This window comes from Ochrobactrum sp. S1502_03 (genome assembly GCF_044435015.1).
In the GTDB taxonomy this organism is placed as follows: domain Bacteria; phylum Pseudomonadota; class Alphaproteobacteria; order Rhizobiales; family Rhizobiaceae; genus Brucella; species Brucella chromiisoli.
Map to the genome: position 1 here is coordinate 1 of NZ_JAYEXN010000006.1, position 13,114 is coordinate 13,114.

The window sequence follows — 13,114 nt, forward strand, 5'->3', positions numbered from 1 at the left end:
GCGGTTTCAGTCCAGGCCATGTGATCCTCCGTAGTCTTGGTAAACCACAGAGAATCATAAACTCCTGAAATCGCTCAACTTAATTTTCGGTTCGGCTCTAAAAGCTATTGCGGTCGATCAAACACATTCGCTGTTTTGAAATATCGTGAGAAGCGATCCGTATACAACGAATTCAATAGTCCGTATCCGACAGGGAGCGACGCGATGTCTATTCGTACCTTCACAGCCATGGCCGGCACCGCAATGATTTTGGGCGCATCTGCCTTCGTTTTCTCATCCCCGGCAAGCGCACTGACCATGAAAGAGTGTAGCGCGAAGTATCAGGCTGCCAAAGATGCTGGAACGCTTGGCGGTGTAAAATGGAATGATTTCCGTAAATCGCAGTGTGGTGACGATGCAGCTGCAGCGCCCGCTGCTCCGGTTGTTCCGGCGAATAAAGCCGCAGCCCCTGCCAAAAATGCAGCCGCTCCTGCTGCAGATGATGCTGGCAAAGGCCTTAGCATGAAGCAGTGCAGCACAAAATATCAGGCAGCAAAAGATGCCGGTACCGATGGCGGTGTCAAGTGGAACGACTTCCGTAAGTCGGAATGTGGACCGGGTGCGGATCCGGTTGCGCTGACCACCGATGGCAATTCAGAGCCTCCTGCGCCAACTGTTGCTGCACCGCGTGGTGTGAAATTCCCGACAGCTGTTTCTGCCAAGTTCTCAAATGAATCTCCGGGCAAGGCGCGCATGCATACTTGCCTTGAGCAGTATCATGCGGCCAAGGATGCAAATGCGCTTGGCGGACTTAAGTGGGTCCAGAAGGGCGGCGGCTACTACAGCCTTTGCAATGCACGCCTGAAGGGCAATTCGTAAGTTCAGAGCTGTTCCCGCACGTTACAAACGGCGGGGACAGCCCTGTTTTTGCTCTACGCATTATTCAACGCAAAGGTTTTTCGCACTTTTGCTGGGGATACTTTATCTTAAACGGCTTTAAGTCGGTTTGAACTTGCACCGTTTTAGATGGAAGGGCCTTGCTGATCGGCAAGGCCCTTTTTTATTCGGGTGGCTGTTGCTCAGCCTCTTTTAAACCAGCCGCTCACTCCCACCACGAGCCAGCCCAGAATCAGGAGGCTCCCGCCGGTAGGCGCCGCCATCGGAAATAGCCTGTTCCCGATCATATCCCGCATAAACAGATCGCCACAGAACAGCGCCAGCCCCGCCACCAGCAATGCCGCGCCAATATTTGCGACACGGCTGTTTGGAATAATCAGTGACAAAACCAGCAGGGCAGGGGCGTGGCCGAGCAATATCGGAGCGATGGCACTTAGATGATTCTCCCCGCCATGTGCTGCACCGGCATAGGCCGCTATGGCCAGAGCACCACAAAGGCCTGCAAGTGTGCCAAACAGAATATTGCGGGGTTGGCTGCTGTTTTGGATCGACATATCATTACTCCGCTCTCAGGCTTTGTTTAAAGCGTTTCGGGCACTTGCAAGTGCAGCGGGCAATGCTGCTTCAAACATATCCAGTTGTTCATTCACCCCAACACTCACGCGAATGCAGCGATCAAGGACAGGCGCGCCGGGTTTGCGGACAAAAATGTCCCGTTCAATCAGACCATTGAGAACAGCGGTCGCAAAAGCTCCGTCATGTCCGCAATCAATGGTGACGAAATTCGTGGCTGAAGGAATAGGTTTTAGCCCCTGCTGTTCTGCGATTTTCGCTACTCGATCCCGGCCCGCATGAATCTTCCCTACGATCGCGTGCAGATAATCCTGATCTTTCAATGCAGCAATTGCAGCCGCCTGTGCAATCCGGCTGACCGCAAAATGGTCGCGGATTTTGTCAAATGACTTGATCGCATCTGCACAGCCTACAGCATAGCCGACGCGAATCCCTGCAAGTCCGTAAGCCTTGGAAAAAGTGCGCATGCGCAGGATGTTTGTGCGGTCGGTCTCAAAGGCCGGGAATGCTGAGGCTGGTCCGGTTTCGCAGTAAGCTTCATCGAGAATTAGCATTGTTGTTTCTGGGATGCGCTCGATAAATGCCTGAATATCCGCCCCGTCATGCCATGTCCCCATCGGATTGTCCGGATTGGAAATATAAAGCAGCGCCGGCTTTTCCTGATGCGCTTTATCAATAAGAGCGTCGAGGTCAGGCTTGTCAGCATTGTAAGGGACAGTCAGCAGATTTCCGCCAAAGCCCGCTACATGATAATTAAAGGTAGGATAACCACCGAGTGAATTGATGACTTTATCACCTTGTTGAACATATAGCCTGACAACAAGCCCCAGCAGCGCATCGACGCCTGCACCCGGCATGATGTTTTCAGGCTTTACCCGGTGATGAGCGGCAATTGCCTGACGAAGCGCATAGTTTTCCGGATCGCCATACTTCCAGACCTCTGAGGCTTCTTCCTGCATGGCCTGAATGACGGATGGAGCGGGGCCAAAGCTGCTTTCATTTGCACCGATGCGCGCTGTGAAAGGCTTTCCGCGCTGTAATTCCAGCGTTTCAGGCCCGGTGAAAGGAACGGTGGAGGGGAGGCTTTCAACAAGCGGCGTAAGTCGAGGCGATGCCATTTTGCTTCCGATTGATTTCTTTGTAAGTCTAAGAACGACAGAAGATGGAAACCTGTGTTCACAAACTCACGAATAATGACTTTTCCCTAGCCATATCAACTTGGATCAGTTTCTGCCAGTTGCAGACGGAAGCACAGCCGAATTATTGCAATATTTTGTCTTCGGCTTATCGGCTCTGCCAGAGCAACGAATATGCACCGCATATGATCGCTGTTTTGCTCTTCGAAAAAAAGCGCGTCATATCGCTGATACTGCGATCACAGCGCTTAAAGAATATCGCAACGCAACGGGGTCGAGCCTTTTTAACACAGTAGCCGGGCGGCTGGGCCACATCCTTCGGGCACCAAAATGAACAGGCGATCTGCTGCGTCAAGCCGTTGAGATGGGGACAGGTCCCATTCTTCGCGTCTTTCCTTGCATAGCTGGCCGTTATAGGTGTCATTTTCATTCAATGAATAGGCGTGAGCCTAACGATCAAGCTGTGATGATAACCAGAAAGAGCCTGACGCCGTTTCTAAGGCCAATGAGTGGATATCAACAGGGGGGGGCGGTTTTCGGATAGGATACGCGTTGTACTTACCCCGTTTCGTGCGTGAACCGCACCGCAGTGAGATGAGGATCGATAAGATTATGCTTGGAGCGCCGATCTGATCCAATCAAATCACCGCTCTAAGCATTTGTTTTAACGCGCATCTTTCCCGAAAGCCGTTTCACACTTTTCGGGATGCGCTCTAAAATGAAATTGGGCAGAGCACAGATCTGATTTAATCAGATCAAACCGCGCTTAGATGGTAGAAATAACTGACAAAATCGGTGCCAGTGCTTGTATCCCGACAGCCCTGAGTAAGAGCATTTCCTGTTTTGACTGAAGGGTTGGAAATGCTCTCCCTGTTTGTTTTTACGCATTATCCCACGCAGAACCGCTTCGCGCTTTTGCTGGAAACGCTCTACTGAATCTCCAGAACCTTCACACACGAATCGAGATCATGGGTTGCGAGATGGGCGTAACGCATTGTCATCTGCAAAGTTTGATGACCCAGCCACATTTGAACACGTCGAATATCGATCCCTCCGCGCACGAGACGCGATGCGCAGGTATGGCGCAAAATATGCGGAACGACCTGATCATCCGCCCCAAGGCCAACTTCAATTTTGGCATCGTTCCATACCTGGCGGAAACGAACCTGATTGAGCATCGAGAAAGGCCCTTTAAGGCGCTGTCGTTCAATCGTAGTCGCTTTGCGTGCACGGCGGGTCAAAGGAACTGTGCGGCTTCTGTTGGATTTTGTCAGCCAGAAGGTAACACGCTGATCCTGCAGGTCATTCCAGGTCAGCCCTATGGCTTCTCCGAGGCGACAGCCAGTATCGACAAGAAAAACGGCTAATCTGTAACTTTCTTCACATCGATATTTGATGGCAGCGAATAGTCGCTTTTCTTCCTCATATTCGAGAAATCGAATCCGTCCCACGCGCTCTTTTTGTCGGACAAATTCCGGCAGACTGTAAATATCCCCCATCTTGTTCGCCTTTCGCAGCAGCTTGCTCAAAGCAGCCATCTTTCTATTGATGGTTGCATTGCTGTTACCGCGCTCACGAAGCGAACCAATGACAAAGTCGAGCATTTCCTGATCGAAACCCGAAAAGCGGGTGCCTTTCAAAATCTCGTCTATCTCACCGAGAAACGATTTAACATTATACTTGTGCGATCCGTCATCCCAGAGAATGTTAATATATTTTCCTGTCAGTTCAGCCAGTGAGAATTGCTCGACAATTCTGTGTTTCTGATTTCTGACAGATGTATATTCCAGATTATAATCGACAACTGGCGAATATGTATCGCCACTATCAATCGTCGTGCCCCCAACGATGATCATAGTAGGTCCCCCATATTATTATGGAGAACACACTTAGAGAAATAACAAGTAAAGCACAAGATAAGCAAGCTAACATTAGTTGGAGACATATTACGATCCTCTAAAGACCCCATTGCCCCCTTTTTATTCGTTCCCGTAACTCTTCATTTTGTTCTATCGAAATCCCCATTTCGAAAGAACACAGGTTCAAGCACCTAAGAGCGCTTGCTTGGTAGCTGACGCCAACTTCGAGTGGTTGGCGTCAGTTCTTCATATCAGGTGACTTTTAGAAAGAACGCTGGAAGCGGATAATGCCGCCGAAAGCATCCTTGTTATAGGCGCGTCCGTCCATGAGGGCAGGGTGATCGCTATCCCAACGGGTGTAATTGACTTCTGGGGTGATGGTGAAGCCTGGAACGAGCTCATATGCAACGTTCGCAGCGATTGCGGTTTTGCCCCAGTCTTCGTAAGCGGCCTGTATGTTGAAAGTTGCTTTTTCGGTTGCGTTGAACTTCGCACCGCCCCAGACAGCCCAATTACCACCCCAGTTTCCGTACATGCCGATTGCATCCTCGTAAGAGGAATAACCGCCCTGCGCCCAGATCGAGAACTGGTCTGTGATGTTCACATCGACACGAACCTTGCCAGCCCATTCTTCTAGCAGCGAATCGTAAGCAGCAACACCGGCGATCGAACCCCAGCCCTGAGCATACTTCAGACCACCCACAACATGCGGCATGTAGTCGTCGATAACATTGGATTCCAGAAAGTCGCCGTCATTATCGAAATCGTCATTGTCAATATAGCTGCCGCCGCCCTGTTCAAGCGACAGGATTGCTGAGAAACCATTGCCACCGGAGAAGGTGTAGCTGATCAGATTTGTGCGATATACGCCTGCTGCAACAACGTCATCGTTGATGATGTCGCCGAGATAACCCGTGAAGGTGTGGAATGCCGATTCATCAAGACCAAGACGAAGGCCACCGAGCTGAATGTAAGCGAAGTTCAGCGTGTGGTCACCCTGATAGCCGTTCGTGAAGTTGAAACGGTTTTCTGTGTAGGTCTTCAGGGTGCCGAGTTCGGTTTCAGAAGCGGTTGAGGTGCGCAGCGTGAAGCGCGTGTTCTTGTTCCAGGTCTTTGAGTCGTACCCATCATACGCGTCACGGCCAGCGGCTGCATCATAACGGACATAACCGTGGATGCGCAGGCAGGTTTCGGTGCCTGGGATGTAGAAGTAGCCAGCGCCGTATGCATCGCAAACGCGGACATATTCAACTGCTTCTGGCTCTGGAGCGACGATAGCGTCTGCTGCCTGAGCGCCGGAAGCTGCAACGAGAGCTGCAGCGGAGCCGAGGAGAAGGCTCTTAATGTTCATTTCTGACCTCCAGTCAAGAATCGACTGGAACTCAATAAATGTCATTAAATCAATAACTTACAAATTTTCTACTGCGAAGATACGAGAAGACAGAAAGTTATAGAGGCTGGTAAAAAGCAGCCGCTCTCAGCTTGAAAGCTGAATTATTCGTTCTGAATGGGAACACAACCTCTATGTTGATGGCGGAGAGGATGGGATTCGAACCCACGAGACCCTTCCGGGTCTACTCCCTTAGCAGGGGAGCGCCTTCGACCACTCGGCCACCTCTCCGGTAAGGGCGAGATAGCCGGTACGCTTCATCATTTCAAGCGATTTGATAGGTGAATGGCAAATTTCACAGTAAAATTTATACTTTAATATATGCAGACGTGTTCATAAGTACGAATTTCCGGACATTCATCCATCATTTCAATGCCCGTATTGCGTGGATTCAGCATGAGGGATTTGCGCGGGTGGAATTCAGATTGTGGCGGATTCGATGCTGAGAGCTGATTTGCGACAGATTTCGATATTTATGCAGGGATTCGCTGTTTCGATTTTGCGGAATTGCTAAAAAATCCATGTTTTCAAACGTTAAGACAGATTAACCGCTGTTCATAAACACTAATAAAACCTTAATTTCCGAATTAAAGTCGGGCAATTTCGTGTCATTTCTGCAACAACGAGCTGTCATAGAGTGCCTCTGAGGACTGGTTGGCAATATTCGATGTTGAATAGAAAACGATGACGAGTATCTTCACATCCAGAAGAAGGAGCGCTTCGGGGCGACTTTTTCATCAGGGGATGGGGACAGGTTGTCCTTCAGCCAAATCAGAATGCCCAGACCCATTTTTAACTTTGACTGGAGGTCAGAAATGAACATTAAGAGCCTTCTCCTCGGCTCCGCTGCAGCTCTCGTTGCAGCTTCCGGCGCTCAGGCAGCAGACGCTATCGTCGCTCCAGAGCCAGAAGCAGTTGAATATGTCCGCGTTTGCGATGCATACGGCGCTGGCTACTTCTACATCCCAGGCACCGAAACCTGCCTGCGCATCCACGGTTATGTCCGCGCTGACGTTAAGGGCGGCGACGACGTTTACTACCGTGGCGGTGGTCTTACCCGTAACCCTGACGGCAGCACTGTTTTCGCTCAATCGGGTAAAAAAGATCGTGACACTTACGACTTCTTGACACGCTTCTCGCTGCGTCTGTCGACCGCTTCGGAAACCGAACTCGGTACTCTGAAGACCTATTCGGAAGTTCGCTTCCAGTACCAGAACGGTGCAGATTCAGGTTCGACCGGTACTCTGCGTTATGGCTATATCCAGCTCGGCGGTCTGCGCGTTGGTCTTGATGAATCCGCATTCGTAACCTTCCCTGGTTACCTCGGCGATGTCATCAACGACGACGTGATCCTTGCTGGTGGCTATCGCACCAACGCAATCAGCTACACCTTCACTGGCGGCAATGGCTTCTCGGCTATCATCGCTCTTGAACAGGGCAGCAACGGCGACGTAGACTACAATGGTATCATTGATGACTACACACCACATGTTGTTGGTGGCCTGAAGTATGCTCAGGGCTGGGGTTCGATCACTGGTGTTGCAGCTTACGACGCACGTAACGAAGAATGGGCTGGTAAAGTTCGCCTCGACGTAAACGTAACTGACCAGTTCTCCGTATGGGTAATGGGTGGCTATAAGTCCAATAACGACACCTACTACGGTTTCACAGATGCTAACGGTCAGTTCCGTGGTATCCGTGCAATCGACAGCTTCTACGGCACCTGGGGTGGCGATTGGGCTGTTTGGGGTGGCGCGAAGTTCAAGGCAACCGACAAGGCTACCTTCAACCTTCAGCTCGCTTACGAAGATGCGAAGACCTTCGCAGCAACTGCAAACGTTGCTTACGAACTGGTTCCAGGCTTCACCATTACTCCTGAAGTTTCCTACACCAAGTGGGACGACAAGCTTTCTGTCCTTAAGGGCCAGGACGCTTGGCAGGGTATGGTTCGCTTCCAGCGTTCGTTCTAATCCTAACGGATTGGTTACAGGAAACCCGGCAGCTCAGCTGCCGGGTTTTTTGTTATGTCTGTCTCTTAAATCCCGCGTAGCTCTTGCTTTTTCAGGCCTGGGGGTTTCTCTTTTGCTAAAGACAAGACACAGTTTCAGCGGAGATACTGGCTCATGTTAAAATGGTTCTGGCCAGGCGTGACGTGGACCGCGGCCCTGACCGCATTGGCGCTATGGTTCGGTACGGATCGCATTGAAGCCGATATTTCGGCACGTTCGGCGCAAGCATTGTCCTCCTATAGCTGGAGCGGTTTTGATGTCGATGGCCGTAACCTTGTGCTTAAAGGTGTGGCACCGGATCCCGAAACCCAAAGGGCGGCTATCCTCGCCTTGCGCAGTGTGCCGGGCGTTGGTGACATTTCAGATTTGACAACCGTGCTTGAGGCAGCCAGCCCATACATTTTCAAACTGACCAAAAGCGGGGAGGGAATCGTTCTATCCGGCTATATTCCCGACAATTCCATGCGTGATGCGATCATGGTTGCTGCCGAGTCGGCTGTGCAGAACGGATTGGTCGATGACGAGATGGCGCTGGCGCGGGGCGCTCAGCCGGAATTCGAAGACCGTGTTCTCTTCGCTGTTGATCTCGCCAGAAAACTCTCAAATGCGGAAATCGAAATTTCCGATACGAAACTATCGCTCAAGGGGATAGCTCTGAGCAATCAGGATTATGATGCTTTGATTGCTTTGTTGAATGCGCCGCTGGCCCTTGGATTGGAGCTTGCCGGTTCAAATATTGCAAGACCCTGATTCCAGAAAACTTTATTCGCTATGATCCCCTGTTTCTTCGCCGTACATGATTGACACCGGACCTCCGAGTGCCTTTCTGTATAAAGTGGCGGGTGTTTCGAAATGAATGTTAGGCGGACTCCATATGCTTTATCTTGCTGAGATGTTTTGGCCAGTGCTCCTGATTTCATGTGCAATCGGTGTCGCTGTCGGTTGGCTTACTGCTGGCAATTGATATAGGTCTGCGTAATTCTGGAACTGAATATCTGTGCGGGGTTTTTTGATTTGCTGCTGTGGCCATTTTGGTTGTGCGCAAAAGCGTTGAGTATGAGGGAACCTACATGCCGATGTTGATCATCCAACTGGCGATTTTGATTGCCGTTGCTTTTATAATTGGCTGCATTCTCGGACGCTTTGCCAAAGGCCGAAAGACCGTGGATACAAGCCAGGAAGACACGATCATTGCGGCGGCTCTTTCAAAGCCAGCGTTGAGTGAAAAACCTGAGCCTGTTGCAACGCCCAAGGCAGTCACAGTGGAAGAGCCTGTGAAAGATCAGGTTGAAGCTGCGGCTGAACCCGTAGACGAGACCGTTCAAACGGTGGGTTCAAAAGTCCCGGAAGCGGAGGCCGCGCAGACAGAAGAGATCACGATAGAAGATGAAATTGTAGAAGTCGGAGATCCTCATCGCCCGGAATTGCTGGATGCGCCGTTGAAAGCAGTTCCTGATGATTTGACGGCTATCCATGGCATCGGAAAATCAGTGGAAACGATGCTGCAGAAGCTTGGCGTTTTTCATTACGCGCAAATCGCTCAATGGAACTTGGATCAAGCCGCATGGATTGAGCGTCACATCGGTTTCGCCGGTCGTGTGTCGCGCGAGAACTGGATTGGGCAGGCAGCCAAACTCTTGCAATCGAATCAGCGCAGTGCCGCCAAAAAACGGGCAAAGCCTAAGAAATCCGGCGTCAAATCCAAAGCTCCCGCCCGCGCCAAGAAAACGCAAGCCTAGAGCACATCCCGAAAAGTGGGAACCGGTTTTCGGCACAGGATGCGCGTGAAAACAAAGAGATAGAGCATTTCCAATAATTCAATCAAAACAGGAAATACTCTAGCGTCGGCCATAGATAAGGTCAGTGCGAATATCCGCGCTACCTGTAAGGCGGGCTTTATAAACCTCGTAGTTTTCCATCACCCGCTGTACATAGTTGCGTGTTTCGGAAAATGGGATGCGCTCAATCCAGTCGACAACGTCTTCGATGGGCTTGCCGCGTGGATCGCCATATCGGTCCATCCATTCGATTGCCCGTCTTGGACCGGCATTATATCCGGCAAAAGTCAGCACATAAGAACCGTTAAAACGGTCGAGCTGTTCGCCGAGGAAATGCGCGCCCAGCGTTGCATTATAGGCCGCGTCATTGGTCAGTCTCTGGTCGGAATAGGCCATTCCATTGCGGGTCGCGATGCTTTTTGCGGTGGCTGGCATCAATTGCAGCAGCCCACGTGCACCGGCCTTGGAAACAGCCCCGACATTAAACTCGCTTTCCTGGCGTGCAATCGCGTAGGCCAGCGCTTTGCCGGAGCCGCTGATATTAGCATTTGCCGGAATGGCACCAATCGGATGTGACAATGCACCGACATCCAGCCCACGGAAAGCCGCAGTCTTGCCCACCCGCAGCGCGAGATAATGGTTCTTGTTGTGCTCCGCCATTACCGCGAGCAGCGCCAGCTCTCCAACGCTGTTGAGTTCTTGTGAAAGCTGCATGTAAAGAGCGTTGGCGCGATTGCCATAGCCGATCTGCTCAAGGCGCTTGATCGCCTGCACGGCAGGGCGGCCAGAGAAACGCACGCGATCTGCATCGCTTGGCCGAGGATAGGCCAGTTCGGGCGCTTTTTCGCGAAGCTTGGCTGCTGAAAGCTGTCCATAAAAGGTTGTACCAAAATGTGCAGAACGCCGATAATAATGCACTGCATCGCCGCCGGCACCTGCTTCTGCCGCACGTCCCAGCCAGTAATAGGCGCGGGAGGCGGAAATCGGACGGGATGAAATTTCGGCGATCCTGGCAAAATGCGGGGCAGCAAGTTTGGGTTGGTTGAGCGCGCGCAAAGCATACCAACCCGCATGGAATTCCGCCTCTGCGGCCATCGTGGGTGATTCTGCGGCATGGGCTGCGGCAAGCTTGTAGGCAAGCTGCGGCTTGTTAATGTCGAGAAGCTCGCGCGACAGGATACGGCGCTCTACCCACCACGCATCAGGATCAAGCAGCGACGATGCATTCTTTGGTGCTTTCAGCATCAAGTTGGTTGCTTCATCAAAACGATCGGCACGGCGCAAAAAGCGGATTTGCAGAAACATATAGGCAGGATTGGCGTGCCAGGAGCGATCCACAGCAGCAATCGCTTGCGCGGTGTTGGGTGATTTCTGTGCCAGTGCTGCATAGGCATTATAAAGCGACTGCGCCTGTGCAGGGCCAGCCAGAAGCTTTGCCGATTGCATGCGATCATTATAGAGCGCGCGCAGCAGGCGGTGCTGGTGATCATCACGCGTAAGAATGTTGGAAAATTCTTTCAGCACCCGTGTTTCATCGTCTGCGGAAAGGCGTTCACTTCTCCACCAGGGTGCGAGAAGCTGATGCGCCTTGGCGTTGCTTCCAATACTGACATAGGCGCGGGCAAGCGCGATCATGCCTTCCGTTGTCTGCGGTCGCGTGTTGTTAAACGTGGCAATCACTGTCGCAGCGGGCGCATTTTCCCGAAACAAAGCGCGCTCCGAATTGCGGCGCAGCGCCGACATGCCCGGCCAGCCTGCCAGTTCAGACGCCGCTGCCGAGATTTCACTGCTCGGAATGCCCGTGATGCCGGATGTTGCAATCGACCACGTCAGAATCTGGCGATCGAGAGAGCCTTTTGTCATGCCATTGCGATAGGCAATCGCTTCGACAATATTGTGCGCGTAAAGCGCATCAAGCCCGGCTTTCAGGGTGCCACTGATCGCGGCGGGATTTTCGCCACGGCGGAATGAAGAGGTAATGACAGGGTCTGGCGGTGCGGGGCGGGCCTTGGGCGTTACCAGATTGATCGGTGATTCATGCGACGATGTTGGTGCAAAAGGACGCGCCAGCGGGGTGGGAATATCCGTTGGGAAAGCGGATTGCGCGTAAGCGGCACTGATCTGCCCTGCTAAAAGCGAGGCAACAATCATCATTCCGCCCGAAACGAGCGCCCTTTGCTTTAATGGCTTATTTAAAGTTTTTCTACGCATGACCGAATGAGAATAGAGTGCCTGATAGCGGGCAAAATATTGTGCAAATCTGGCTTTTCTAAGCCTGATCTACCGAGAGGAGATTCTGCATAAGACTATGATGGTGATGGATGAAGCATTGGTTAATAAAAGGTTATATTTTTCTTTACGACCTAGTATTGGTTGGCCGGTTATTCGTGACCAAACAGGCACAGAAAAAAGCGGCGGGATTTTCGTAAAACTGTCACTTACGCGCTGATTTACGCTTTTCCCCCGCTTGCCGGAATTGCGCTGCGAGATTATGGTGCATCACCTCGCAGGCATTCTGGCTTATATGATCGTCGGGATGGTATTGTCGGGTTATGACTTATTTCTCAGGAGTTCACAGATGCTGAAAGGCTCGATCACTGCACTTGTCACGCCATTCGATAGTGAAGGAGCGTTCGACGAGAAAGCCTTTCGTGCCTTTGTGAACTGGCAGATTGAAGAGGGCACCAAAGGGCTCGTTCCTGTCGGCACAACGGGCGAAACACCGACCTTGTCACATGACGAGCATAAGCGCGTTATTGAGGTTTGTATTGAAGTCGCCGCTGGCCGTGTGCCGGTGATTGCGGGTGCCGGTTCCAACAATACGGTTGAAGCGATTGAGCTTGCACAGCACGCTGAAAAGGCTGGTGCAGATGCGGCTCTGGTTGTCACCCCTTATTACAACAAGCCGAACCAGCGCGGTCTTTACGAGCATTTTTCGCGTGTTGCCCGTTCGATCTCCATTCCGCTGATCATTTACAACATTCCGGGTCGTTCGATCATCGATATGACGCCTGAAACCATGGGCGCACTGGCGCGCGATCACAAAAACATCGTGGGCGTTAAGGATGCCACCGGCAAGATTGAGCGTGTTTCCGAGCAGCGCGCCACCTGCGGCAAGGATTTCATCCAGCTTTCGGGCGAGGATGCGACAGCGCTTGGTTTCAATGCGCATGGCGGTGTCGGCTGCATTTCGGTTACGTCCAATATTGCGCCGCGTCTTTGTGCAGACTTTCAGGATGCTTGTGAGGCGGGTGATTATCCAAAGGCCCTTGAATTGCAGGATCGCCTGATGCCGCTGCACAAGGCATTGTTTATTGAGCCTAACCCATCCGGTCCGAAATATGCTCTGTCGCGCCTTGGTCGCGTCGAAAATGTTCTGCGCTCGCCCATGGTCACAATTGAAGCCGCGACGGCTGAAAAGATCGATCAGGCCATGAAACATGCAGGGCTTGTCAATTAAGGCTGTTCAATTTGCCTGGTTGACTGATTTTTA

At 51.7% G+C, this 13,114-nt stretch carries 10 protein-coding genes and 1 tRNA gene; 5 read left to right on the forward strand and 6 right to left on the reverse strand.

All coding sequences use genetic code 11. The annotated features are described in order from the left end of the window. The first annotated feature begins 204 nt into the window (after positions 1 to 204). Positions 205 to 858: an antifreeze protein gene (locus VBH83_RS06505; protein WP_265983237.1), complete on the forward strand. Its 654-nt coding sequence runs from the start codon at positions 205 to 207 to the stop codon at positions 856 to 858. 200 nt (positions 859 to 1,058) lie between these two features. Here VBH83_RS06505 and VBH83_RS06510 read toward each other — a convergent pair whose 3' ends face one another. The 5 genes from VBH83_RS06510 to VBH83_RS06530 form a co-directional block, all read right to left on the reverse strand. Next, a complete protein-coding gene (locus tag VBH83_RS06510; RefSeq protein ID WP_265983238.1) occupies positions 1,059 to 1,430 on the reverse strand; it encodes a DUF423 domain-containing protein in 372 nt (123 codons plus the stop codon). A 15-nt stretch (positions 1,431 to 1,445) separates the two neighbouring features. Continuing rightward, the gene (locus VBH83_RS06515) at positions 1,446 to 2,567 is read right to left on the reverse strand and encodes a pyridoxal phosphate-dependent aminotransferase (protein WP_265983240.1); all 1,122 of its coding nucleotides are present in this window, start codon (positions 2,565 to 2,567) and stop codon (positions 1,446 to 1,448) included. A 947-nt stretch (positions 2,568 to 3,514) separates the two neighbouring features. Beyond that, the gene (locus VBH83_RS06520; RefSeq protein ID WP_265983242.1) at positions 3,515 to 4,441 is read right to left on the reverse strand and encodes a site-specific integrase; all 927 of its coding nucleotides are present in this window, start codon (positions 4,439 to 4,441) and stop codon (positions 3,515 to 3,517) included. A 265-nt stretch (positions 4,442 to 4,706) separates the two neighbouring features. Further along, positions 4,707 to 5,795 carry a porin gene (locus VBH83_RS06525; protein ID WP_265983243.1) on the reverse strand — a complete coding sequence of 363 codons (1,089 nt, stop codon included), beginning with the start codon at positions 5,793 to 5,795 and terminating at the stop codon, positions 4,707 to 4,709. A 180-nt stretch (positions 5,796 to 5,975) separates the two neighbouring features. Beyond that, positions 5,976 to 6,065, reverse strand: a tRNA-Ser gene (locus tag VBH83_RS06530). Positions 6,066 to 6,649: 584 nt separating this feature from the next. Between VBH83_RS06530 and VBH83_RS06535 the strand changes: the two genes are divergently transcribed. From VBH83_RS06535 to VBH83_RS06545, 3 genes are all read left to right on the forward strand, one after another. Continuing rightward, positions 6,650 to 7,804, forward strand: coding sequence for a porin (locus VBH83_RS06535; protein ID WP_265983245.1), 1,155 nt, complete (start codon positions 6,650 to 6,652; stop codon positions 7,802 to 7,804). Between the two features lie 153 nt (positions 7,805 to 7,957). After that, a complete protein-coding gene (locus VBH83_RS06540) occupies positions 7,958 to 8,593 on the forward strand; it encodes a BON domain-containing protein (RefSeq protein ID WP_265983246.1) in 636 nt (211 codons plus the stop codon). A gap of 320 nt (positions 8,594 to 8,913) precedes the next feature. After that, complete coding sequence (locus tag VBH83_RS06545) at positions 8,914 to 9,582, forward strand: endonuclease (protein ID WP_265983247.1); 669 nt, start codon at positions 8,914 to 8,916, stop codon at positions 9,580 to 9,582. Between the two features lie 99 nt (positions 9,583 to 9,681). On the opposite strand, the gene VBH83_RS06550 is transcribed toward VBH83_RS06545, so the two are convergent. Next, positions 9,682 to 11,775, reverse strand: coding sequence for a lytic transglycosylase domain-containing protein (locus tag VBH83_RS06550; RefSeq protein WP_265983248.1), 2,094 nt, complete (start codon positions 11,773 to 11,775; stop codon positions 9,682 to 9,684). Positions 11,776 to 12,199: 424 nt separating this feature from the next. On the opposite strand from VBH83_RS06550, the gene dapA reads away from it, so the two are divergent. Continuing rightward, positions 12,200 to 13,081, forward strand: a complete 882-nt coding sequence (gene dapA, locus VBH83_RS06555) for a 4-hydroxy-tetrahydrodipicolinate synthase (protein ID WP_265983249.1) — start codon at positions 12,200 to 12,202, stop codon at positions 13,079 to 13,081. Positions 13,082 to 13,114 lie beyond the last annotated feature (33 nt).

Bases quoted from the DNA above. Each gene is read 5' to 3' on its own strand.
- dapA (WP_265983249.1), top strand. From the start codon at position 12,200: ATGCTGAAAGGCTCGATCACTGCACTTGTCACGCCATTCGATAGTGAA.
- VBH83_RS06540 (WP_265983246.1), top strand. From the start codon at position 7,958: ATGTTAAAATGGTTCTGGCCAGGCGTGACGTGGACCGCGGCCCTGACC.
- VBH83_RS06510 (WP_265983238.1), bottom strand. From the start codon at position 1,430: ATGTCGATCCAAAACAGCAGCCAACCCCGCAATATTCTGTTTGGCACA.
- VBH83_RS06525 (WP_265983243.1), bottom strand. From the start codon at position 5,795: ATGAACATTAAGAGCCTTCTCCTCGGCTCCGCTGCAGCTCTCGTTGCA.
- VBH83_RS06515 (WP_265983240.1), bottom strand. From the start codon at position 2,567: ATGGCATCGCCTCGACTTACGCCGCTTGTTGAAAGCCTCCCCTCCACC.
- VBH83_RS06535 (WP_265983245.1), top strand. From the start codon at position 6,650: ATGAACATTAAGAGCCTTCTCCTCGGCTCCGCTGCAGCTCTCGTTGCA.
- VBH83_RS06520 (WP_265983242.1), bottom strand. From the start codon at position 4,441: ATGATCATCGTTGGGGGCACGACGATTGATAGTGGCGATACATATTCG.
- VBH83_RS06545 (WP_265983247.1), top strand. From the start codon at position 8,914: ATGCCGATGTTGATCATCCAACTGGCGATTTTGATTGCCGTTGCTTTT.
- VBH83_RS06505 (WP_265983237.1), top strand. From the start codon at position 205: ATGTCTATTCGTACCTTCACAGCCATGGCCGGCACCGCAATGATTTTG.
- VBH83_RS06550 (WP_265983248.1), bottom strand. From the start codon at position 11,775: ATGATGATTGTTGCCTCGCTTTTAGCAGGGCAGATCAGTGCCGCTTAC.